This window comes from Elioraea tepidiphila DSM 17972 (assembly GCF_000378465.1).
In the GTDB taxonomy this organism is placed as follows: domain Bacteria; phylum Pseudomonadota; class Alphaproteobacteria; order Acetobacterales; family Acetobacteraceae; genus Elioraea; species Elioraea tepidiphila.
On sequence record NZ_KB899918.1, the window covers coordinates 66,779 to 89,693 of the forward strand.

General features: G+C 71.5%; 24 protein-coding genes. 16 read left to right on the plus strand and 8 right to left on the minus strand.

Annotated features, from left to right (window positions below; translation table 11 throughout):
- The first annotated feature begins 138 nt into the window (after nt 1-138).
- From dusB to F563_RS0108760, 16 genes are all read left to right on the plus strand, one after another.
- Nucleotides 139-1,086 (plus strand): tRNA dihydrouridine synthase DusB, encoded by a 948-nt coding sequence (dusB, locus tag F563_RS0108685; protein ID WP_245557116.1) that lies wholly within the window; start codon nt 139-141, stop codon nt 1,084-1,086.
- Entirely contained in the window at nt 1,083-2,249 is a 1,167-nt protein-coding gene (locus F563_RS0108690; RefSeq protein ID WP_019014276.1) for a two-component system sensor histidine kinase NtrB, read from the plus strand. The genes dusB and F563_RS0108690 overlap by 4 nt, the downstream gene beginning before the upstream one ends.
- The gene (ntrC, locus tag F563_RS0108695; RefSeq protein ID WP_019014277.1) at nt 2,246-3,685 is read left to right on the plus strand and encodes a nitrogen regulation protein NR(I); all 1,440 of its coding nucleotides are present in this window, start codon (nt 2,246-2,248) and stop codon (nt 3,683-3,685) included. Before F563_RS0108690 ends, ntrC begins: the two co-directional genes overlap by 4 nt.
- A gap of 14 nt (nt 3,686-3,699) precedes the next feature.
- On the plus strand, nt 3,700-5,961 hold the full coding sequence (locus tag F563_RS22090) for a sensor histidine kinase NtrY-like (RefSeq protein WP_019014278.1): 2,262 nt from the start codon (nt 3,700-3,702) through the stop codon (nt 5,959-5,961).
- Nucleotides 5,951-7,357, plus strand: coding sequence for a nitrogen assimilation response regulator NtrX (ntrX, locus tag F563_RS0108705; RefSeq protein WP_019014279.1), 1,407 nt, complete (start codon nt 5,951-5,953; stop codon nt 7,355-7,357). The genes F563_RS22090 and ntrX overlap by 11 nt, the downstream gene beginning before the upstream one ends.
- 6 nt (nt 7,358-7,363) lie before the next feature.
- Entirely contained in the window at nt 7,364-7,825 is a 462-nt protein-coding gene (locus F563_RS0108710; protein ID WP_019014280.1) for a VOC family protein, read from the plus strand.
- A complete protein-coding gene (locus F563_RS0108715; protein WP_019014281.1) occupies nt 7,822-8,310 on the plus strand; it encodes a YbaK/EbsC family protein in 489 nt (162 codons plus the stop codon). Before F563_RS0108710 ends, F563_RS0108715 begins: the two co-directional genes overlap by 4 nt.
- A gap of 64 nt (nt 8,311-8,374) precedes the next feature.
- Entirely contained in the window at nt 8,375-9,250 is an 876-nt protein-coding gene (locus F563_RS22095; protein ID WP_019014282.1) for a D-amino-acid transaminase, read from the plus strand.
- Nucleotides 9,247-9,906 carry an HAD family hydrolase gene (locus F563_RS0108725; RefSeq protein ID WP_019014283.1) on the plus strand — a complete coding sequence of 220 codons (660 nt, stop codon included), beginning with the start codon at nt 9,247-9,249 and terminating at the stop codon, nt 9,904-9,906. Before F563_RS22095 ends, F563_RS0108725 begins: the two co-directional genes overlap by 4 nt.
- A gap of 106 nt (nt 9,907-10,012) precedes the next feature.
- The gene (gene hfq / locus F563_RS0108730) at nt 10,013-10,303 is read left to right on the plus strand and encodes an RNA chaperone Hfq (protein ID WP_019014284.1); all 291 of its coding nucleotides are present in this window, start codon (nt 10,013-10,015) and stop codon (nt 10,301-10,303) included.
- 70 nt (nt 10,304-10,373) lie between these two features.
- Nucleotides 10,374-11,663: a GTPase HflX gene (gene hflX, locus F563_RS0108735; RefSeq protein ID WP_019014285.1), complete on the plus strand. Its 1,290-nt coding sequence runs from the start codon at nt 10,374-10,376 to the stop codon at nt 11,661-11,663.
- A 55-nt stretch (nt 11,664-11,718) separates the two neighbouring features.
- A complete protein-coding gene (locus F563_RS0108740) occupies nt 11,719-12,006 on the plus strand; it encodes a co-chaperone GroES (RefSeq protein WP_019014286.1) in 288 nt (95 codons plus the stop codon).
- Between the two features lie 41 nt (nt 12,007-12,047).
- On the plus strand, nt 12,048-12,836 hold the full coding sequence (locus F563_RS0108745; protein ID WP_245557117.1) for an inositol monophosphatase family protein: 789 nt from the start codon (nt 12,048-12,050) through the stop codon (nt 12,834-12,836).
- Entirely contained in the window at nt 12,833-13,303 is a 471-nt protein-coding gene (locus tag F563_RS0108750; protein WP_019014288.1) for a PaaI family thioesterase, read from the plus strand. The genes F563_RS0108745 and F563_RS0108750 overlap by 4 nt, the downstream gene beginning before the upstream one ends.
- Nucleotides 13,300-14,211, plus strand: a complete 912-nt coding sequence (locus F563_RS0108755) for a pirin family protein (protein WP_019014289.1) — start codon at nt 13,300-13,302, stop codon at nt 14,209-14,211. Before F563_RS0108750 ends, F563_RS0108755 begins: the two co-directional genes overlap by 4 nt.
- A gap of 240 nt (nt 14,212-14,451) precedes the next feature.
- On the plus strand, nt 14,452-14,913 hold the full coding sequence (locus F563_RS0108760) for a hypothetical protein (RefSeq protein WP_019014290.1): 462 nt from the start codon (nt 14,452-14,454) through the stop codon (nt 14,911-14,913).
- A 12-nt stretch (nt 14,914-14,925) separates the two neighbouring features.
- Here the strand turns inward: F563_RS0108760 and mazG are convergent, their stop codons facing one another.
- The 8 genes from mazG to F563_RS0108800 are packed head-to-tail and all read right to left on the minus strand — an operon-like array spanning nt 14,926 to nt 22,857.
- Nucleotides 14,926-15,753 (minus strand): nucleoside triphosphate pyrophosphohydrolase, encoded by an 828-nt coding sequence (gene mazG, locus F563_RS0108765; protein WP_019014291.1) that lies wholly within the window; start codon nt 15,751-15,753, stop codon nt 14,926-14,928.
- Between the two features lie 31 nt (nt 15,754-15,784).
- Nucleotides 15,785-16,576, minus strand: coding sequence for an MBL fold metallo-hydrolase (locus tag F563_RS0108770; RefSeq protein ID WP_019014292.1), 792 nt, complete (start codon nt 16,574-16,576; stop codon nt 15,785-15,787).
- Complete coding sequence (locus tag F563_RS0108775; protein ID WP_019014293.1) at nt 16,576-17,367, minus strand: TatD family hydrolase; 792 nt, start codon at nt 17,365-17,367, stop codon at nt 16,576-16,578. The genes F563_RS0108770 and F563_RS0108775 overlap by 1 nt, the downstream gene beginning before the upstream one ends.
- Nucleotides 17,361-18,917: a methionine--tRNA ligase gene (metG, locus tag F563_RS0108780; protein WP_019014294.1), complete on the minus strand. Its 1,557-nt coding sequence runs from the start codon at nt 18,915-18,917 to the stop codon at nt 17,361-17,363. The genes F563_RS0108775 and metG overlap by 7 nt, the downstream gene beginning before the upstream one ends.
- Before the next feature lie 10 nt (nt 18,918-18,927).
- The gene (locus F563_RS0108785; protein WP_019014295.1) at nt 18,928-19,977 is read right to left on the minus strand and encodes a DNA polymerase III subunit delta'; all 1,050 of its coding nucleotides are present in this window, start codon (nt 19,975-19,977) and stop codon (nt 18,928-18,930) included.
- Nucleotides 19,978-20,622 (minus strand): dTMP kinase, encoded by a 645-nt coding sequence (gene tmk, locus F563_RS0108790; RefSeq protein ID WP_019014296.1) that lies wholly within the window; start codon nt 20,620-20,622, stop codon nt 19,978-19,980.
- A gap of 20 nt (nt 20,623-20,642) precedes the next feature.
- Nucleotides 20,643-21,863: a D-alanyl-D-alanine carboxypeptidase family protein gene (locus F563_RS0108795; protein WP_019014297.1), complete on the minus strand. Its 1,221-nt coding sequence runs from the start codon at nt 21,861-21,863 to the stop codon at nt 20,643-20,645.
- A gap of 22 nt (nt 21,864-21,885) precedes the next feature.
- The gene (locus tag F563_RS0108800) at nt 21,886-22,857 is read right to left on the minus strand and encodes a lytic murein transglycosylase (protein ID WP_026299443.1); all 972 of its coding nucleotides are present in this window, start codon (nt 22,855-22,857) and stop codon (nt 21,886-21,888) included.
- Nucleotides 22,858-22,915: the final 58 nt, after the last annotated feature.

Sequence of the window (22,915 nt, forward strand, 5' to 3'; positions counted from 1 at the left end):
GGCTGCGCCGACGACGCGCCCGATCAGCCGCCGCCGCGCGCAGAAGCCGGTCCACGGCCGCAGCGGCGACCCGGTCCGCTCGCGCCGATCGTGCTGGGGCCCGGGGCGGTGATCGAGACGCCGGTGATCCTCGCGCCGATGTCGGGGGTGACGGACCTGCCGTTCCGCCGGCTGGTGCACCGGCTGGGCGCCGGGCTGGTGGTGTCGGAGATGATCGCCTCCTGGGCGATGATCCGCGAGAACCGCCAGACCCTGAAGATGGCCGAGACCGACGAGGCCGCGGGGCCGATGGCGGTGCAGCTCGCGGGCTGCGACCCCGAGGCGATGGCCGAGGCGGCGAAGCTGAACCAGGACCGCGGGGCGGCGATCATCGACATCAATTTCGGCTGCCCGGTGAAGAAGGTGACGAACGGCCAGCACGCCGGCTCGGCGCTGATGCGCGACGAGGTTCAGGCCGGCCGCATCCTCGAGGCGACCGCGCGCGCGGTGTCGATCCCGGTGACGCTGAAGATGCGGATGGGTTGGGACCACGCCAGCCTGAACGCACCCCGGATCGCGCGCATCGCCGAGCAGTCGGGCATCCGCATGGTCACCGTACACGGTCGGACGCGCCAGCAGTTCTATACGGGCAACGCCGACTGGGATTTCGTCGCCCGGGTGAAGGAGGCGGTGAGCCTGCCGGTGATCGTGAACGGCGACATCGTCACGGTGGAGGATGCCTCCGAGGCGATGGCGCGGTCGGGCGCGGATGGGGTGATGGTCGGCCGCGGCGCCTATGGGCGGCCCTGGTTCCTCGCCCAGGTCGCGCAGTTCCTGCGCACCGGACAGCGCGTGCCGGACCCGCCACTCGCCGAGCAGCGGCGCATCCTGCGCGGCCACTACCGCGCGATGCTCGCGCATCACGGCGAGCACCCCGGAGTACGGCTCGCGCGCAAGCATGTCGCCTGGTACTCGAAGGGTCTGCCCGGCTCGGCGGAGTTCCGCGCCGCGGTGAACCGCGCCGAGACCGCGCCCGAGGTGGAGGCGCTGATCGACGGGTTCTATGGCCCGCTGATCGAGGCGGACGAGCAGCGGCTCGCGGCATGAAGCCCTCGCGCGGCAGGCGGGCGCTCGCCGCCGTCAAGGATCTCGCCGAGGCGCCCGTCCGGCTGCTGCGGCCGCAGCCGGCGCAGCCCGATCCGGCGACGGTGCTCGCGGCGATGGCAACCGCCGTGGTGGTGCTCGACCGCGCCGGCCGGTTCCGCAGCGCGAACCATGCGGCCGAGCAGTTCTTCGGCCTCTCCGCCGCCGCGCTTGCCGGCACCAGGCTCGCCGAATTGCTGCCCGATGATCATCCGCTGTTCGCGATGCTCGCCCAGGCGCTCGACGGCGCGGTGATCGTCGCCGACCACGACATGAGTTTCGAGAGCCCTCGGTTGGCCAAGCAGGGCATCTCGGTCACGGTCTCTCCGCTCGGCGAGGCGGTGGATTGCGCGGTGGTCGAGCTCGCCGACGGCTCGACCGCGCAGAAGCTCGATCGGCAGATGGGGTTCCGCAATGCCGCGCGCTCGGTGACGGGAATGGCGGCCATCCTGGCGCACGAGGTGAAGAACCCGCTCTCGGGCATCCGCGGCGCGGCCCAACTCCTCGAAGCGAGCGTTCCCGAGTCCGATCGCGAGCTCACCCAGCTCATCCAGGACGAGGCGGACCGCATCCGCGCGCTGGTGGACCGGATGGACGTGTTCTCCGACCGGCCGGTCGAGCACGGCCCGGTCAACATCCACCAGGTGCTGGAGCATGTGCGCCGGCTCGCCGCGAGCGGGGTCGCGCGGCATGCGCGCATCATCGAGACCTACGATCCCTCGCTGCCGCCGGTCTGGGGCGACCGCGCCCAGCTGGTGCAGGTGTTCCTCAATCTGGTGAAGAACGCGGCCGAGGCGCTGCCCGAGACCGGCGGGGTGATCGAGCTGATCACCGCCTATCAGCACGGCGTGCGGCTGGCCGTGGGCGGGAAGGGGCGGCGCGTGCATCTGCCGCTTGTCGTCACCGTGCGCGACAACGGCAGCGGCATTCCCGACGCGATCCGCCCCAACCTGTTCGACCCCTTCGTCACCAGCAAGCGTTCGGGCAGCGGACTCGGGCTCGCGCTGGTGGCCAAGTTGGTGGGGGATCACGGCGGGCTGATCGAGTACGACTCGGTGCCCGGACGCACCTTCTTCCGGGTGCATTTGCCCGTGCAGCCCGGCGCGAGCGATAGCGAGACGCCATGACCGCGACGATCCTGGTGGCCGACGACGACCGCTCGATCCGCACCGTGCTCGGCCAGGCGCTGACGCGCTCGGGCTACCAGGTGCGCACCACGGGCACCGCATCGACGCTCTGGCGCTGGGTCGAGGACGGCGAGGGCGACCTCGTCATCACGGACGTGGTGATGCCGGACGAGAACGGGCTCGACCTGATCCCGCGGATCCGCCGCATCCGCCCGGAACTGCGGATCGTCGTGATGAGCGCGCAATCGACCTTCACCACCGCGGTGAAGGCCGCGCAGCGCGGCGCCTTCGAATATCTGCCGAAGCCCTTCGACCTGAACGAGCTGCTCGCCGTGGTCGGCCGAGCGCTCGCCGCGCCTGCCCCGGCTGTCGAGGTGGAACCGGCGGAGGAGGAGCGCCTGCCGCTGGTCGGCCGTTCGCCGGCGATGCAGGAGATCTACCGCACGGTCGCGCGGGTCACCACGACCGACCTGACGGTGATGATCACCGGCGAGAGCGGCACGGGCAAGGAGCTGGTCGCGCGCGCGCTGCACGACTACGGCGCGCGGCGGGGCGCACCGTTCGTCGCGGTCAACATGGCGGCGATCCCGCGCGAGCTTATCGAGAGCGAGCTGTTCGGCCATGAGCGCGGCGCCTTCACCGGCGCGCTCCAGCGCAACCAGGGACGGTTCGAGCAGGCGAATGGCGGCACGCTGTTTCTCGACGAGATCGGCGACATGCCGCCCGAGGCGCAGACGCGGCTCTTGCGCGTGCTCCAGGAGGGTGAGTTCACCACCGTCGGCGGGCGCACGCCGATCCGGGTGAACGTGCGCATCGTCGCGGCGACGCACCGCGATCTGCGCGCGCTGATCCGCCAGGGTCTGTTCCGCGAGGATCTGTTCTACCGACTGAACGTGGTGCCGATGCGCCTGCCGCCGTTGCGTGAGCGGACCGAGGACATCCCGCTGCTGGCGCGGCACTTCCTCGCCCAGGCCAAGGCGAAAGGGCTGCCCGCGAAGACGCTCACGGCCGAGGCGGTCGAGCGGCTGAAGGAGTATCCCTGGCCGGGGAATGTGCGCGAGCTCGAGAACCTGATGCGCCGGCTCGCCGCGCTGTATCCGCAGGAAACGATCGGCGAGGACGTCATCGGCGCGGAACTGGCCGAGGCCGCGCCGCCGCCGCCCGCCGCCGCGTCCGCGCCGGCGGAGCCCGAAAGCATGGCGCAGTCGGTCGAGCGGCATCTGCGCGCCTATTTCGCGAGCCACAAGGACGGGCTGCCGGCCTCGGGCGTCTATGACCGTGTCATCGCCGAGGTGGAGCGACCGCTGATCCGCCTCACCCTGGCCGCGACGCGCGGCAACCAGATCAAGGCGGCCGCCGTGCTCGGACTGAACCGCAACACGCTGCGCAAGAAGATCCGGGAGCTCGAGATCCCGGTCGTGCGCGGCCTCGGCTGATCGGAGCCAGGGCGATGGACGGGACCGCCGCCCGTCCGGTGACGCAACCTGATGCTGCCGTGCCGCGCTGGCGCCGGATCGGCTCGGCGCTGGTGGGCGGGCGGCTCGGGCGCTGGCTGACGATCGGTCTGGCACTCGCCTCCTTCGCCGCCGGCGTGCTGACCTTCGGCGCGACCACAGGCACCGGCATGCTGAGCCTGCCGCCAGGCAGCATCATCGTGCTGGTCAACACCAATCTCGCGCTGCTGCTGGTGCTGGGTGCCGTGCTCGCGGTGCGCGTGGTGCGCGTCTGGGCCGAGCGCCGCCGCGGGCTTGCGGGCTCGCGGCTCCATGTCCGCCTCGTGCTGCTGTTCGGTCTGGTCGCGGTGACACCGACCATCATCGTCACCGTCTTTTCCGCGACCTTCTTCAATCGCGGCCTCGAGGCCTGGTTCAACGAGCGCGTGCGTACCGCGCTGGAGGAGAGCCTCTCCGCGTCCCAGGCCTATCTGCGCGAGCACGAGCAGGCGCTGCGCGGCGAGGCGCTGGCGATGGCGTCCGACCTCAACCGCGCCGCGCCCGTGCTCCTGACCCAAGGGCCGCTGACCTTCCGCTTGATCGTCGAGCGGCAGGCGGCCGCGCGCGGCCTGTCCGAGGCCGTCGTGTTCGACGGCACGTCGGGTCGGCTGGTCGCCTCGGGGGGCATGATCGCGCCGATGGCGGGAGAGGTGATGCCGGCCTGGGCGATCGCCTTCGCGCGATCGGGTGAGGTCGCGCTGCTGCCGACCGGCGACTCCGGACGCGTGCGCGCGGTCGTCGAACTCGACTTGCCGGGCGATCTGTTCCTGCTGGTCGGGCGACCGGTGGACGCGCAGGTGCTGGGCCACATGGAGCGCACCGAGCAGGCCGTCGCGCAGTACCGCGAGCTCGAACAGTCCCGCTCCCGGCTGCAGGTGACCTTCGCGCTGGTCTACGCCGTGGTCGCGCTGCTGATCCTGTTCGCGGCCGTGCTGATTGGGCTGGTGATCGCGGGGCAGCTTGCGCGCCCGATCTCCGGCCTCGTCTTCGCGGCCGAGCGCGCGCGCACGGGCGACCTCGGCGTGCGCGTGCCCGAGCGCCGCGCCAACGACGAGATCGGCGTGCTGAGCCGGGCGTTCAACCGCATGATCGGCCAGCTCGAGGCGAACCGCGCCGAGCTGATGGACGCCTATCGCCAGATCGACGAGCGGCGGCGGTTCTCCGAGAGCGTGCTCGCCGGCGTCTCCGCCGGCGTGATCGGCCTGGACGCCGAGGAGCGCATCGACCTGCCGAACCGGTCGGCGAGCGAACTGCTCGGCCTCGATCTGCTCGCGCGCTCCGGCTACCGGCTCGCCGAGGTGGTGCCGGAGTTCGCGCCCCTGCTCGCCGCCGCGGCCGCCGAGCCCGGCCGGCCCGTGCAGGGCGAGGTGCGGATCGGCGGGCCGGCGAACCGCCGCACCCTGATCGTGCGCATCGGCGCCGAGACGGCGGGCGGCGAGCTGCGCGGCTTCGTCGTCACCTTCGACGATGTGACCGCCCTGCTGGCAGCGCAGCGCCAGGCCGCCTGGGCCGATGTCGCCCGGCGGATCGCGCACGAGATCAAGAATCCGCTGACGCCGATCCAGCTTTCGGCCGAGCGGCTGAAGCGCAAGTATCTCGCCGAGATCGCCTCCGATCCCGACACGTTCCGCATCTGCACGGAGACCATCATCCGCCAGGTCGGTGACATCGGCCGGATGGTGGACGAATTCTCGGCCTTCGCGCGCATGCCCCAGCCGGTGCTGCGGCCCGAGGACCCGGGCGAGATCATCCGCCAGACCGTGTTCCTGCAGCGCAACGCCCACCCCGCGATCGCCTATACCGTTGACCTGCCGGACGAGGTGCCGCGCGTCTCCTGCGACCGCCGGCTGATCGGCCAGGCGCTGACCAACCTGCTGGCCAACGCCGCCGACGCGGTGGCCGCGCGCGAGGGCGCGGGCGCGATCCGCGTCGCGCTCGAACAGGCGCCCGGAGAGCTCCGAATCGTCGTCGAGGACGACGGAGTCGGGCTGCCGGAGGAGGGGCGGGACACGCTCACGGAGCCCTACGTGACGCGGAAGACCAAGGGCACCGGGCTCGGCCTTGCGATTGTGAAGAAGATCATGGAAGACCATGCCGGACGGCTGGTGCTGTCGGACCGGGCGGACGGCACACCGGGCGCGCGCGTCGTGCTCGCCCTGCCGCTCGCCGCCGCCGCCCAGACGATGAGCGAGATGCCCCGTATGGCCCATGGCGCATGACATCCTGATCGTCGACGACGAGCCCGACATCCGGATGCTCGTCACCGGCATCCTGCGCGACGAGGGCTACGAGACGCGCGAGGCGGCCGACAGCGACCAGGCGCTCGCGGTGTTCCGCGCACGCCGCCCGAGCCTGGTGATCCTCGATGTCTGGCTGCAGGGATCCAAGCTGGACGGGCTTCAGATCCTGGAGGCGATGCACCGCGAGGAGCCGGTCGTTCCGGTGGTGATGATCTCCGGGCACGGCACGATCGAGACCGCGGTGCAGGCGATCCAGCAGGGCGCCTATGACTTCATCGAGAAGCCGTTCAAGGCCGACCGGCTGCTGCTGGTGGTGCGGCGCGCGATCGAGGCCGCGCAGCTCAAGCGCGAGAACAGCGAACTCAGGCTCCGCGCCGGCGCCGAGGCCGAGATGGTCGGCGCCTCGGCGGCGATCCGCGAGCTGCGCTCGGCGATCGAGAAGGTGGCGCCGACCGGCTCGCGCGTGCTGATCACGGGTCCGGCCGGTGCGGGCAAGGAGGTCGTGGCGCGCATGATCCATGCCCGCTCGCGCCGCGCCGACGGGCCGTTCATGGTGCTGAACTGCGCCACGCTGAATCCCGGCCGGCTGGAGGACGAGCTGTTCGGCGTCGAGGCCGGGGCCGATCCGATGGCGCAGCCGCGCCGCGCCGGCACGCTGGAACACGCGCATGGCGGCACGCTGCTGCTCGACGAGGTGGCCGACATGCCGCTCGAGACCCAGGGCAAGATCGTGCGCGTGTTGCAGGACCAGTCCTTCGAGCGGATCGGCGGGGCGACGCGGGTGAAGGTGGATGTGCGCGTGATCGCCACCACCAATCGCGATCTCGGCGCGGAGATCGCGGCCGGCAAGTTCCGCGAGGATCTGTTCTACCGCCTCAATGTCGTGCCCTTGCGCGTGCCGGCCCTGCGGGAGCGGCGCGACGACATCCCGCTGCTCGCGCGGCACTTCCTCGCCCGCTCGGCCGAGACCTCGGGCCTGCCGCTGCGCGATCTGGCCGAGGATGCGCTCGCGGTGCTCCAGGCCTATGACTGGCCGGGCAATGTGCGTCAGCTGCGCAACCTGATGGACTGGCTGTTGATCATGGCGCCGGGCGACGCCAAGGAGCCGATCCGCGCGGAGCACCTGCCGCCCGATATCGGCGCCGCCGCCCCGCCCGTGCTGCGCCCGGACCGGTCGGGCGAGATCATGGCCCTGCCGCTGCGAGAGGCGCGCGAGCTGTTCGAGAAGCAGTATCTGCTCGCCCAGCTCAACCGTTTCGGCGGGAATATCAGCCGCACCGCCAATTTCGTCGGCATGGAACGGAGCGCGCTGCACCGCAAGCTCAAAAGCCTCGGCGTCAACGCCGAGGATCGGGTCGCCGCCAACGGCGGATGAGCCGCGATGGCGCTCGTCCCGATCCGCGGTCTGTACGAGGCCCATCTGACGGTGCGCGACCTTGACCGGTCGATCGTCTTCTATCGCGACGTCGTCGGGCTCACCTTCGCCCATCGCGTGCCCGAGCGGCATGCCGCGTTCCTCTGGATGGGCGCGCCGCGCGAGACCATGCTGGGGCTGTGGGAGATCCACACCTCGCCGGTGTTCATCCGCAGCCATATCGCCTTCCGCGTCACGCTCGCCGATGTCGAGCGCAGCGTTGGCGAACTGCGGGCCGCCGGGCTGACTCCGCGCAACGGCGAGACGACGATCGATGAGCCGGTGGTGCTCGCCTGGATGCCTGCGGCGAGCGTCTATTTCGATGACCCGGACGGGCATTCGCTGGAGTTCATCGCGCTGCTGGACGATCCGCCGCGACCGGATCTCGGGTCGGTGCCGTTGTCGCAATGGCGGATCATCCAGGCATGAACGAGGCGGGCGAAGGGGGCTCGGTCGGCCGGGTGCGCGCCGCGCTCCGTGCCGCGGGCCACGCGGACACGATCGCGATGTTCCCGGCCGGCACCCGCACCTCCGAGGACGCGGCGCGCGCGGTGGGCTGCGCGGTCGCCCAGATCGCCAAGAGCCTGGTGTTCCGCGCCAAGGGGTCGGGCCGGCCGGTGCTCGTGATCGCCTCGGGCGTCAACCGGGTCGATCTGGCGAAGGTCTCGGCAGCCCTCGGCGTCCCGATCGAGCGCGCGGACGGACGCTGGGTGCGCGAGACCACCGGTTTCGCGATCGGCGGAGTCGCGCCGGTCGGGCACGAGGTCGCGCCGGTCGTGCTGATCGACGCGGCGCTGATGGCGCTGGATCGCGTCTGGGCGGCGGCCGGCAGCCCGATGCATGTGTTCGAGACGACGCCGGCCGAGCTCGTGCGCCTGAGCGGCGGGCGCGTGGTCGCGGTCGCCGAGAGCTGATCGGCAGGCACTGGCGCCGCCGTGCCGGCTGCGCTTCACTGACCGCACCATTCCGGAGGTCCGCATGTCCCGCATCGCCTATGTCAACGGCCGCTATGTCCCGCACCGCGAGGCGGCGGTGCATGTCGAGGATCGCGGCTACCAGTTCGCCGATGCGGTCTACGAGGTGGTGCACGTCCATGACGGCCGCTTCGTCGACGAAGGCCCGCATCTCGACCGGCTGGAGCGGTCCTTGCGCGAGATCCGCATCCCCATGCCGATGCCGCGCGCCGCGCTCGCGCGCGTGCTGCGCGAGGTGGTGCGCCGCAACCGCATCACCGAAGGCATCGTCTATTTCCAGATCAGCCGCGGTGTGGCGCGCCGCGACCACGCCTTCCCCACCAGGCCGATCCCGCCCGCGCTGGTCGTCACCGCCAAGCGGCTGAAGCCCTTCCCGGCCAGGATCGACGGCTGGAAGGGCACCGCGATCACGCATCCGGATCAGCGCTGGGCCCGCTGCGACATCAAGACCGTCGGCCTGCTGCCGAACGTGCTCGCGCGTCAGGCGGCGGTCGAGAAGGGCGCGACGGAGGCGATCATGATCGCGCCCGACGGCATGGTCACCGAGGGCGCCTCGACGACAGTCTGGATCGTCGATCAGCAGGGTCGGCTGCGCACGCGCGATCTCGGCGGCAACATCCTGCCGGGCTGCACGCGCCAGGTGCTGATGGGGCTGATGCGCGACGAAGGCATCGAGTTCGTCGAAGGCCCGTTCAGCGAGAGCGAGCTGCGTTCGGCGCGCGAGGCGTTCATCACCTCGGCGAGCTCCTTCGTGAAGCCGATCCTGGCGATCGACGGCGTCAAGGTCGGCGACGGCACGCCGGGCCCGATCACGCGGCGGCTGTTCGACATCTTCGCGCGCCACGTGAGCGGCATGCGCAACGTCCCGCGCGCGGCGTGAGCGACCCGCTGCCTAGCGCCCTCGTCTTCGACTGGGACAACACGCTGGTCGATGCCTGGCCGGGCATCGCCTCGGCCCTGAACGCGGCCCTCACCGCCTTCGGTCACCGCCCGTGGTCGCTCGCCGAGGTGCGCGGGCGTGTGCGCCAGTCGCTGCGCGACAGCTTCCCGGGCCTGTTCGGCGAGGCGTGGGAGCGCGCGCGCGACGTCTTCTACGAGGCGCTGGAGCGCACCCATCTTCAGAACGTCACGCCGCTGCCCGGCGCGGCCGAGACGCTGCGGCACGCGCGCGCCCTCGGCCTCACGCTGGCGGTGGTCTCGAACAAGACCGGCCGCTACCTCCGCCGGGAGGCCGAGGCGCTCGGCTGGAGCGACCACTTCGTCACCCTGATCGGCGCCGGCGATGCGGCGGCCGACAAGCCCGATGCGGCGCCGATCCGCCTCGCCCTCAGCGCGCTCGGCGTCACCGCCGGCCCGCAGGTCTGGTATGTCGGCGACACCGCGCTCGACATGCAGGCCGCGCGCAATGCAGGCGTGCTTGCCGTGTTGATCGGCGACGCAGCGCACGATGGCGGGCCGGCGCGCGCGGCACCCGCCCTGCACATCTCCGACCACGCCGCGCTCCGCGATCATCTCACCCGGCTTGTGCGCGCCTGACCCGGTGCTATATGCCGCACCGGGGCGTCGCGGAGACGAAGTGCCGCGCCGGCATTTTCCCGGACCGAATGCGACCCGAAACTACAAGCAGAAGAAGGCTCTGGCCATGGCTGAGAAGTCGCAGAACGTACAGGACGTGTTCCTGAACCATGTCCGCAAGAACAAGACGCCGGTGACGATCTTCCTTGTGAACGGCGTGAAGCTTCAGGGGATCATCACCTGGTTCGACAATTTCTCGGTGCTGCTGCGGCGTGATGGGCATACCCAGCTCGTCTACAAGCACGCCATTTCGACCGTGATGCCAGGCGCGCCGGTGGTGCTGTTCGACGCCACCAAGGCGGCGGCCGAGGCAGCGGCCAAGGAGCCTGCCCCTGCGCAAGCGACCTCCGCCGACTGACACCCTGCCCGAGCGGCGCGGACGCCGCGCCGCTCCGGCCGAGACACCGCCCGACCCGCGCGCGGCCGCGGTGGTGCTGCCCTGGTCCGGCCGGACCGGGGCAGAGGAGGACAGCGATGCGCTCCGTCCCGCCGAGGCGCGGCTGGAGGAGGCATCCGCGCTTGCGGTGTCGATCGGCCTGCATGTGCGCTGGCGCACCATCCTGCCGCTGCGCACGCCTCGCCCCTCGACCCTGCTCGGCGGCGGTCAGGTCGAGCAGATCGCGCAGGAGGTGAAGCTGCACGGCATCGCGGTCGCGGTGGTGGACGCGCAGCTCTCGCCTGTGCAACAGCGCAACCTGGAACGCGCCTGGGGCTGCAAGGTGATCGACCGCACCGGGCTGATCCTGGAGATCTTCGGCGAGCGCGCGCGCACGCGCGAGGGGTCGTTGCAGGTCGAGCTCGCGCATCTCGACTACCAGCGCACGCGGCTGGTGCGGTCGTGGACCCACCTGGAGCGTCAGCGCGGCGGCTTCGGCTTCCTGGGCGGCCCGGGCGAGAGCCAGATCGAGATCGACCGCCGCCTGATCGGCGACCGGATGGCGAAGATCCGCCGCGAGCTGGAGGAGGTGCGGCGCACGCGCGGCCTGCATCGGGGCGCGCGCAAGCGCGTGCCCTATCCGGTGATCGCGCTGGTCGGCTACACCAACGCCGGCAAGTCGACGCTGTTCAACGCGCTGACCGGCGCCGATGTCTACGCCAAGCACCAGCTCTTCGCGACCCTCGATCCGACCATGCGCGGGCTGAAGCTGCCCTCCGGGCGCAGCGTCATCCTGTCCGACACCGTCGGCTTCATCAGCGACCTGCCGCACGAGCTGGTCGAGGCGTTCCGCGCCACGCTCGAGGAGGTGGCGGAGGCCGACATCATCCTGCATGTGCGCGACATCGCCCATCCCGACAGTGGAGCCCAGCGGGCGGACGTGATCGGCGTGCTCGACGGCATGGTGAAGGACGGCACGCTGGACGAGGCCTGGCCCGAGCGCACCATCGAGGTGCTGAACAAGGCCGACCTGCTGGACGATGCCGCGCTCAGCGAGCTTGCGGGGCTTGGCGAGCGCGCGCTGCTGGTCTCGGCGCTGACCGGCGCGGGGCTCGACCGGCTGTGCACGGCGCTGGACGCGAAGCTCTCGGCCGGACTGCCGGTGCATCGGATCGCGCTCGACCCGACCGAGGGCGCGGCGCTCGCCTGGCTCTACGCCCATGGCGAGGTGCTGGAGCGGCGCGACAGCGCCGAGGCGATCCATCTCGCCGTGCGGCTCAGCCCCGACGATCGCGCGCGCTTCGACAGCCGCCGGGCGCGCGAGGCAGGCGCGCACGATTGACGTCACGCCGCGGCGCTGCTGCGATGCGGGTCCGCATCACCCAAGGAGAGTCGCGATGCCGTTCAAGCCGCTCGGCGACCGTGTGCTGGTCGAGCCTGCTGTTGCCGAAACGAAGTCGAAGGGCGGGATCATCATCCCCGACACCGCCGGCGAGAAACCCACCCGCGGCAAGGTGATCGCCGCCGGCCCCGGCACCCGCACCGAGGATGGGCGGCTGCTGCCGCTCGACGTCAAGAAGGGCGACATGGTGCTGTACGGCAAGTGGTCGGGCACCGAGGTGAAGATGGACGGCAAGGACTACGTGATCCTCAAGGAGTCCGACATCCTCGGGGTGGAGGGCTGACACCCGTCATAACCGCGGCGCGCGCGGACGAGGTCGCCGCGCTGCTCGCAGAGGCGGCCGCGGCCGAGATCTGGCCCCGTTTCCGCAACCTCGCCGCCGGCGAGGTGCGCACCAAGACCGGCCCGCACGACATGGTGACGGCCGCCGACGAGGCGGCCGAGCGCGCGATCGAGGCGGCCCTCGGCCGGATGTTCCCCGGCGTGCCCGTGGTGGGCGAGGAGGCGGCGGCGGCCGATCCGTCCCTGCTCGGTCGCGTCGGTGCCGCGGACGCCGTGTTCGTCTGCGACCCGGTGGACGGCACGGCGAATTTCGCCGCCGGGCTGCCGCTGTTCGGCGCGATGCTGGCGCTGATCCGCAAGGGCGAGCCGGTTGCGGCCTGGATCCACGATCCGGTGCTGAAGGACACCGCGATCGCGCTGCGCGGGGAGGGGGCCTGGGTGCAGGGCGCGGATGGCGCGCGCCACGACCTGCGCGTGGCCGAGCCTGCGCCGGTCGGGCGGATGGTCGCGGCCGTCAGCCATCGCTACCTGCCGCCGGACCGGGCCGGCATCGTGCGCGGCAATCTCGGCGCGCTCGGGGCGACCTGGGAGTTGCGCTGCGCGGCGCACGAGTGGCGGCTCGCGGCCTCGGGCAAGCTGCACGGGCTGCTGTACTGGCGGCTCTTTCCCTGGGATCACGCGCCGGGCGTGCTGCTGCACGCGGAGGCCGGCGGCTACGCACGCCGCCTCGACGGGCAGCCCTACCACGCCGGCGTGCACACAGGCGGTCTGCTTGCCGCGCCGGATGGGGCGGGGTGGGAGGCGCTGAAGGCAGCGCTGTTCGCCGCGTGAAAGCGGGTCGGGCGCCGCCCGACCCCGACTATGCGGCGCGCGTGCGCGCCAGTTTCGCGCGGCAACCCCTCATGACGCTGCTCGGCGCCTCGATCACCGCGCTCGGTCCCGGGACCTGCGAGGTGACGCTGCCGTATCGGCGCGAGCTCACCCAGCAGCACGGATATCTGCATGCCGGCGTGGTCGCGACACTCGCCGACAATGCCTGCGGCTACGCCGCCTTCACGCTGATGCCGGCGGACGCCTCGGTGCTGACGGTCGAGTTCAAGCTGAACCTGATGGCGCCGGCCGAAGGCGAGGCGTTGATCGCGCGCGGCCGCGTGCGCAAGGCCGGACGGACGCTGACGGTCGTCGAGGCGGAGGTGTTCGCGCGTCGCGATGGCGCCGAGACCCCGGTGGCTGTCATGCTGGCGACCGTGATGGCGCTGCACGGCCGCAGCGACGCGCCGAAGGAGACGCGGGCATGAGCTGGCTCCCGGCCTCCGACCCCGACTGCCCCGCGACACCCGACGGCGCGGTCGAGACCGTGATCGTGCCGCGCAGCCACGATGTCGGCGGGTTCGAGGTGCGCCGCGCGCTGCCGAGCGCCAAGCGCCGGATGGTCGGGCCGTTCATCTTCTGGGATCAGATGGGACCGGGCGAACTGGTCGCGGGACAGGGGATCGATGTGCGGCCGCACCCGCATATCGGGCTCGCAACGGTGACGTATCTGTTCGAGGGCGGGGTGATGCACCGCGACAGCCTCGGCGTGGTGCAGGAGATCGCGCCGGGCGCGGTGAACTGGATGACGGCGGGCCGTGGCATCGCGCACAGCGAGCGCACGCCGGCAGCGTTGCGTGCGAGCGGGTCGCGGCTGTTCGGCATCCAGTCCTGGATCGCCCTGCCGCGTGCGCTGGAGGAGACCGAGCCGGGCTTCGCGCATACGCCCGCCGAGGCGCTGCCCAAGCTCGCGGATGCCGGCGTCGCGCTGACGCTGGTCGCGGGCGCGGCGTTCGGCGTGACGAGCCCCGTGCGGACCGCCTCCGACACGCTCTACGCGGATGTCACGCTCGCCGCCGGCGCGCGCTTCGCCCTGCCGCGCGAGACCGAGGAGCGGGCGCTCTACCTGGTGACCGGCGCGGTCGAGATCGCGGGCACGCGCCATCCGGCCGGGCAGCTCCTGGTGTTCCGCGCCGGCGATCCGATCCACGTGACCGCAACCGAGCCCGCGCGCGTGCTGGCGCTCGGCGGCGCGGCGATGGACGGGCCGCGCTACATCTGGTGGAACTTCGTGTCCTCGTCACGCGAGCGGATCGAGCAGGCCAAGGCCGACTGGAAGGCCGGACGGTTCGCACCTGTCCCGGACGAGACCGAGTTCATCCCCCTGCCGGAGTAGGGCGGCGGCGAAGACGGCGCCCAGTCAGCGCCAGCGCTGCCGCAGACGAGCGCGGGCCACCAAGTGGACGCAAGCAGCGCGACGTGTCCGAGAAGGGCGCGTCGTGCATCTCCTTGTATGCCAAGCTGTTGCGCGGCGTTGTGCGTCAGGGTCACGGCGTTGCGCCGTACCGCCTGGCAAGCCCCAACTGTGTGACGCACCTCACACCTGCGAGCATCACTCCGTCGTCAACTCGCCATCATGGACCGGATCGAGACTGGCGACCTTTCCTGGCGGCTGGCGCTCGAACAGCGTGGCGGCGCCGACGTGGCGCTGCTGGAGAGTCTGGAGCGCACGGGCACGCGGCTGCGGATCATGGTCTCCCCGCCGGGCGGGGGAATGGTCGTCATGGAGATCGAGGGCATGGCCTGGCCGCTCGAGGACGACCGCACCCATCCCGTCGCGCTGCGTCTGCCGTCGGGCGCGCGCTGGCCGGCGCATCTGCGGCTGAGCGATCCCGACACGATGCGGGTGACCGTTCCGGCGCAGGGCCAGCGCTTGCTGGCGGCGCTGCGCGCCGCGCGCTGGGTGCGGATCGAGCATCAGGAACACATGCTGATGCTGACCCTGCCGCCCGGCGGCGCGGTCGATGCCCTGCAGACCTTGACCGTTCACCGCGAGCCGTCGGGACTGCCGATCGGTGATGTCAGGATGCAGGGCTGAGCGGAAGCCGGCTCAGCGCATCTCGGCGCGTTTCGCCGCGGCCCAGAGCGCTTCCATCTCATCGAGCGTCGCGTCGGACGGCGACTTTCCTTCGCTGGCAAGGGCCCGTTCGATTGCGCGGAAGCGTCGCTCGAACTTGCCATTGGCCTGCCGGAGGCACGCCTCGGGATCGAGGCCGAGCTTGCGGGCGAGATTGGCCAGCACGAACAGCATGTCGCCGATCTCATCTGCCAGACGGTCGGCAGGCGCGCCGACAACGAGTTCGTCCTGAAGCTCCTTGGTCTCCTCCGCGAGTTTTTCCAGCACGGCCTCAGGCGTCGGCCAGTCGAAGCCGACGCGGGCGGCACGGCGCGTCAGCTTCAGCGCCCGGGTGAGGGCGGGCAGGGCGATCGGCACACCGTCCAGCACCCCGGTCTCGGCGCGCGCGGCGCGCTCGGCCTGCTTCTGCGCCTCCCAGGCATGGGTCTGGGCGTCGGAATCGGCACGGCTCTCGGTGCCGAACACATGCGGGTGGCGCCGCACCATCTTGTCGGCGATCGCGGTGGCGATGGCGGCGAAGTCGAAGCGCCCGTCCTCGGCGCCCATCTGCGCGTAGTAGACGACCTGGAACAGCAGGTCGCCCAGTTCGTCCTTCAGCGCTGGCCAGTCCTGCCGGGCGATCGCGTCGGCGACCTCGTAGGCCTCCTCGATCGTGTAGGGCGCGATGGTGGCGAAGCTCTGCTCCTTGTCCCAGGGGCAGCCCCGGGCGGGATCGCGCAGCGCGGCCATGATCGCGATCAGGCGCAGTGTGGCGGCGCCGGCATCGGCCGGGGGGCCGGAGGAGGTGTCCGGGATCTGCATCACAAAAGCCGATAAGCAGGATTATGGTAAATCATGCCGCGACCGCCGGACGGTCCGCGAGCTCCAACACAAGCCCGTCATGCGCCGGCTCCACGCCCTCGGGCAGCGTCGCCGCGAGCGTCGCATAGTCCAGCCGCTCGCTCATGTGCGTCAGCACCGTCCGGCGCGGCCGGATCCGCGCGACCCACTCCAGCACCAGCGGCAGATGCGCATGCGTCGGGTGCGCGGTGTTCTGGAAGCAGCCGACGATCCAGGTGTCGATGCCGGCGAGCGCCGTCAGCGCCGCCTCGTCCATGCGCACGACGTCGGTCGAATACGCGAAGGCGCCGAACCGCAGACCGAGCGTCGTCATGAAGCCGTGATCCTGGGCGATCGGCAGAACCTGAACCCCGGCGGCCTCGAATGCCGTGCCGGCGGTGACCTCACGCGGCTCCAGCACCGGCCGGTAGAAGCCGTGACTGTCGAGCGGCCGCAGCGCATAGCCGAAGCGCTGGCTGAGCTCATCGAGCGTGGCGCGGTCGGCATAGAGCGGAATCGGGCTGCGCATGAGCCGGTTCACGTAGCGCAGGTCGTCGAGCCCGTTGACGTGATCGGCATGGGCATGAGTGATGATCACCGCGTCGATCCGGCGTACCTCCGCCGCCAGCAACTGGGCGCGCAGGTCCGGGCTGGCATCGACCAGGATCGTTGCTATGTCGGTTTCGATCAGGATCGAGCCACGGAGCCGACGGTTGCGTGGTTCGGCCGGATCGCAAGCGCCCCAGAGCCCACCGATCAGCGGCACGCCGCCCGACCCGCCGCAACCGAGGACGGTGACGCGCATCAGGTGACGGCTTCGGGCAGACGCAGCCGCGCGAACAGCCGCGCGGCATTGACGGTCGTGAGCGCGGCGATCTCCGCCACCGAGACCCCGCGTACGCCCGCCAGCACGGCTGCCGTGTGCGCCACCATCGCCGGTTCGCAGCGCTTGCCGCGGAACGGCTCGGGCGCGAGGAACGGCGCGTCGGTCTCGACCAGCAGCCGATCCGCCGGCAGGTCACGCGCGAGGGCCCGCAGATCGTCCGAGCGCTTGAAGGTGAGAATTCCCGAGAAGCTGACCGAACCGCCGAGCGCCACGCCGGTCTCGGCGAGCGCGCGGCCCGAGGAGAAGCAGTGCAGCACGAATGGGAACGCCCCGCCCCGTTCGTGCTCGTCCGTCAGGATCGCCGCGATGTCGGCATCCGCGTCGCGCGCATGGATCACCAGCGGCAGGCCGGTGATCCGCGCCGCGCGGACCTGGCGGCGGAACACCTCGGCGGCGATGTCGCGCGGCGCGCGGTCGTAGTGGTAATCGAGCCCCGCCTCGCCGATCCCGACCACCTTCGGGTGATCGGCCAGCGCCACCAACTCCTCGACCGCCGGGATCGGCGCCTCGGCCGCCTGGTGGGGATGGATGCCGACCGTGCACCAGACATCCGGGAAGGTCTCGGCGATCCGCTTCACTGTCGCGGCCTGGCTGATCCGCGTGCCGATGGTGATCAGCGTGCGCACCCCCGCCTCGGCCGCGCGCGAAACGACGCCGGCGATCTCCTCCGCGCGCCAGTGATCGAGATGGCAGTGGCTGTCGATCAGCATCCCGCCCCCTGCCCGTCCTTGTCCTCGACCTTGCGGAACAAGGGCTCCGGTGTCGGCACCGCGTGCCCGCCCGGGAGCGGCCGCGCGAGGGCCGCGAAGTCGCGGTCGCGCGGATCGACGCCGAGCTGGTCGAGCAGCCGCGCCATGCTCCGCGGCATCACCGGCTGGAGCAGGATCGCGAGATGCCGCAGCGTCTCGGCGAGGGTCCAGAGCACCGTGCCCATGCGCACCGGATCGGTCTTGCGCAGTTTCCACGGCGCCTGCCGGTCGATGTAGCTGTTCGCCTCGCGCACCACCTGCCACGCCGACTCCAGGGCGGCGTGGAAGGCCTGACGGCGCATCTCCGCGCGCATCAGCGGCAGCAGCCCCCTTGCCTGCGCCAACAGCGCCTCGTCGTCGCCGCCCAGCACATCCGGGCTTGGCAGCATGCCGTCGAGATTGCGCGCGACGAAGCCGAGCGTGCGCTGCGCGAGATTCCCGAACTCGTTGGCGAGATCGATGTTCAGTCGCCGGATCATCGCCCGGCGCGAGAAGTCACCATCCGCGCCGAACGGGATCTCGCGCAAGAGGAAGAAGCGGAACGGGTCGAGTCCGAACTCGCCGATCACCGCGTGCGGATCGACGACGTTGCCGAGCGACTTCGACATCTTCTGCCCCTCGACCGTCCACCAGCCATGGGCGAAGACGCGCTTCGGCGGCGCGACGCCGGCCGACATCAGGAAGGCGGGCCAATAGACCGCGTGGAAGCGGAGGATGTCCTTGCCGACCATGTGCAGGTCAGCGGGCCAGAATTTCCAGCGCGGGTGCGCCTCGTCCGGGTAGCCGGCGGCCGTGATGTAGTTCGTCAGCGCATCGAGCCAGACATACATCACGTGGCCGTCCGATCCCGGCACCGGCACGCCCCAGGTGAACGAGGTGCGGCTGACGGACAGGTCCTCCAGTCCCGACTTCACGAACGAGATCACCTCGTTGCGCCGGCTCTCGGGCGCGATGAAGTCGGGGTTCGCCGCGTAGAAGGCGAGCAGCCGGTCCTGCCAGGCGGAGAGGCGGAAGAACCACGACGGCTCCTTCACCCACTCCACCGGCGCGCCGGTGGGGCCGATGCGGGTGCCGTCGGGCTGCAATGTCGTTTCGCTCTCGCGGTAGAACGCCTCGTCGCGCACCGCGTACCAGCCGCCATAGTCGCCGAGATAGAGATCGCCCGCGTCGTGGATACGCTGCCACAACGCCTCGCAGGCGCGGTAGTGGCGCGGTTCGGTCGTGCGGATGAAATCGTCATTCGAGATGTCCATCGCGGCCGCAAGCGCGCGGAAGTTCTCCGACACCTTGTCGGTGAAGGGCTTCGGCGACATCCCGGCCGCCGCCGCTGCCTTGTCCACCTTCTGGCCATGCTCGTCGGTGCCGGTCAGGAAGAACACCTCATGCCCGTCGAGCCGCATGAAGCGGGCGAAGACGTCGCAGGCGAGCGTGGTGTAGGCGTGCCCGATATGGGGCACGTCGTTCACGTAGTAGATCGGCGTGGTGACGTAGGTGCGGGCGGCGTCGGCCATCGGTCCGGGCTCAGGGCATGTCGGGAACCGCGCCGGGCCGGAGCGCCGAGAGGGCGGAAAGCACGGCCTGCTTGCGGTCGAGCGTCAGCCCGGCGGTCATGCGCGCGAGCCGGCCGAGGTTCTCCCACACCGCCCCCCATTCTTCAAGCGGACGCGAGGCGGCGACACGGTCGGGCGCGCCGGTCGCCGCGGCGCGCGCGCATGCGGCGACGGCATCGCGCAGCAGGTCCATGAACAGGGCGAAGTTCTCCTCCGTGCCCGGCCGACTGAGGCTGTCGGCGAGGGTGTGCGCCGCCACCGGATCGACCTCGGGCAGCCGGCCCATCACCTCGTCGAGCGCCTGCTTCAGCGCCGAGGCCCCCTCCCCGGCCATGGTCAGCGCCCGGCCGATCGAGCCGCGCGCGATCGCCGCCGCCGCGCGGCGTTCCGCCAGCGCCACCTCGGGCGCGAGGGTGGCGAGGAGGGAGGCGACCTCGGCCTCGGCGAGCGGGGTGAGCATCAGCCGACGACAGCGGCTGCGGATGGTCGGCAAGAGCCGCCCCGGCGCGTGCGCGACCAGCAGCAGCAGCGCCCGCGGCGGCGGCTCCTCCAGGATCTTGAGCAGCGCGTTCCCCGCCTCGCGGTTGAGATCATCGGCCGGATCGATGATCGCCACGCGCCAGTCGGACTCGGCCGGCGTCAGCCGCAGGAAGGACGAGAGGGCGCGGACGTCGTCCACGACGATCTCGGTGCGCATCCGGCCCGTCTTGGTGTTCTCGCTCCGCTCCAGCACCGCGAGATCGGGGTGGCTGCCGAGCGCGACCTTGCGGAACACCGAATGCGATGCCGAGAGCGCGAGCGAGGCGTCGGTCTCGGGGCCGCCGGCGAGCACCCAGCGGGCGATGCGGAAGGCGAGCGTGGCCTTGCCGATCCCGGACGGCCCGCCGATCAGCCAGGCGTGGTGCAGACGCCCGCTCGTCCAGGCATGGCGGAACGCGGCCAGCGCGGCGTCATGGCCGACCAGCGTCTCGGCATGGCGCGGCGACAGTTCCGGCTCTGTGGGCGGCGGCGCCTTGGCCATTCACGCCGCGTCCTCAAGGTCGAGGCGCAGCCGCCCGCTCACGGCCCCGACGATCGCGCGCCAGACGACATCGGGCGGGCGCGAGGCGTCGATCACGACGCAGCGCCCCGGCTCCTCGCGCGCAATCGTCAGGAACCCCTCTCGGACACGCGCGTGGAAGTCATGGTTGAAGCGCTCGTAGCGGTTGGTTGACTGCCGGCCGGCGGCGCGCGCAAGCCCGACCTCGACCGGCAGATCGAGGATCAGCGTCAGGTCAGGCGCGAACCGGCCGAGCGACGCCGCGTGGATCGCGCGGATCGTCTCGCGCGCAACCCCCTGGCCGAAGCCCTGATAGGTCATGGTGCTGTCTGCGAAACGGTCGCTCAGCACCGCGGTGCCGCGCTCAAGCGCAGGGCGGATCAGCCGCGCGACATGCTGGGCGCGCGCGGCGTAGTGCAGCAGCGTCTCGGCGATCGGGTCCCAGCGCCCAGGCGCGCCGCCGACCAGCAGCGCGCGGATCGCTTCCGCATCCTCCGTGCCGCCGGGCTCGCGCGTCGCCACGACCTCGCGCCCCGACTGCCGCAGCGCCTCGGCCAGCCGCGCAAGCTGGGTCGACTTCCCGGCCCCCTCGCCGCCCTCGATCGTGATGAACACCCCGCGCGCCATGGCGCGAGACTAGCCTGCCGTCACGAGCCCAGCACCAGGGTCCGCACACCGCCCAGGATGCGCGGCAGGAAGCCCAGCATCGGCACGTCCGTCCCGGCATAGAGCGGGATCGACATGCTCGGCACGCCCTGGCCCGACATCTCCAGCCGGCCGAGCTCGGCGCCGCGCAGCACCGGCGCCTTCACGGGTGATACGTAGCGCACCGCGATCTGCGCGCTCCGCCGCCACTGCCGCGGCACCGTGACCACCAGATCGCGCCCGGCAACGAGCGGCACGGTGGCGCGCGTGCCGAGATGCACCGGCACCTCCTCCACGGTCTCGGCCGCGCCGAACAGGCGCACGTTCTCGAACTCGGTGAAGGCCCAGCGCATCAGCCGCTCGGATTCCTCCGAGCGCGCGCGCATCGAGGGCAGCCCGTTGACCACAAGGATCACGCGCCGCCCGTCCTGCACCGCCGAGGCGGTGAGGCCGAAGCCGCTCTCCTCGGTGTGCCCGGTCTTCAGCCCGTCCGCGCCGACGTTGCGGTAGAGCAGCGGGTTGCGGTTCTCCTGGGTGATGTTGTTGAACCGGAAGGACCGCTCGGCATAGTAGCGGTAGTAGTCGGGGAAGTCGTGGATCAGCCGCGCGGCCAGCAGTGCCAGGTCGCGGCAGCTCATGCGGTGCTGCGGATGCGGCCAGCCGGTCGAGTTGCGGAAGGTGCTGTTGGTGAGCCCGATCGCGCGGCCGCGCTCGTTCAGCAGTTCCGAGAACTGCTCCTCGCTGCCGCTGATCGCCTCGGCCAGCACGATGCAGGCATCGTTGCCCGACTGCACGATCACGCCGCGCAGCAGGTCCTCGACCTTCACCGTGGTGTTCACCTCGACGAACATCTTCGAGCCGCCCATGCGCCAGGCCCGCTCGCTCACAGGCAGTTCCTGGTCGAGCCGGAGCCGCCCGTCGCGCAGCAGCTCGAACACCACATAGGCGGTCATGAGCTTGCTCATCGACGCGGGCGGCATTGGCACATCCGCGTCCTTCTCGAGCAGCGTCGCGCCGGTCGCGAAGTCGACGATCAGCGCGTGGCGGGCGAGCGTGTCGATCGGGCCGAGCGGGGTAAGCGCCGGCGAGCCCTGGGGCTGCGGCGGCGGTGCCGCGCGCTGGGGCTGGCGCTGCTGCCCGGCGCGCTGTGCCGCCGCCGGCAGGGCCGCGAGCGCGCCCGCCGTGCCCAGCAGGACGCGGCGGGTGGTCTGGGTCGAGGCCATGGCGTCTCCTCGGCGCGTGGTGTCAGCCGACCAGATCGGACAGCAGCCCCACCGCCAGCACGTAGTAGATGCTGTTGTTGTAGCGCCGGATCGCCTGCGCGTTGCGGTGGATCGCGAAAGCTTGGCCGCCGGCGCCGTCGGGGGCCGCGATCGCGGTCGGGATCTCCGACTGCCCGAGCGGCCCGCCGCCCGCGCGCCGCACGCCGAGCGTGCTCCACGCCGAGAGCGGCCGCATCGCCCGCCCGTCGGCAAGTCCGATGTCGAAGCCCGGCGGAAGGACCACCTCGAAGCCCCAGGGCTCGCCCGCCCGCCAGTTCGCCCGCGCCAGATAGTTGCCGATCGAGCCGAGCGCGTCCTCGCGGCTGTCCCAGATGTCGCGCCGGCCGTCGCCGTTGAAATCGACCGCGTAGGCGAGGAACGAGCCGGGCATGAACTGCGGCTGGCCCATCGCCCCGGCCCAGGAGCCGGTCATGCGGTCGAGCGCGATATGGCCCTGATCGAGGATGCGCAGCGCGCTCAACAATTCGCCGCGGAAGAAGGACGCGCGCCGCCCGTCATGCGCCAGCGTGGCGAGCGCCTGGATCACGGGGAATCCCCCGGTGGTGGCGCCGTAATTCGTCTCGATGCCCCAGATCGCCGTCACCGTGCGGCCAGCGACCCCGAACCGCTCCTCAACGGCGTCGAGCAGCAGCCGGTTGTCGGCGAAGGCGCGCTTGCCGTTGCCGATGCGCGGCTCGGCCACCACACGGTCGCGGTACTCGGCCCAGGTGAGGCGACGTTCGGGCTGGCGCCGGTCGAGCTCGATGACGCGCGCGATGGGGCCGATGCCGGTCAGCGCCGCGCGCACCGTGCCCTGGCTGATGCCCGCGCGCAGCGCCTCGGCGCGCAGCTCGGCGAGCCAGCGGTCGAACGGGGCTGAGGCCTCGGCGCGGCTCGCGGCGACGGCGGCGAGTCCGGCGAGCACGGCACGGCGGGTGGGTCGAGTCGCGATCACCCCCTCTGTCTGCCACCATCGGGCGAGCGGCTCAACGAAGCCGCGATCACATCCCGAC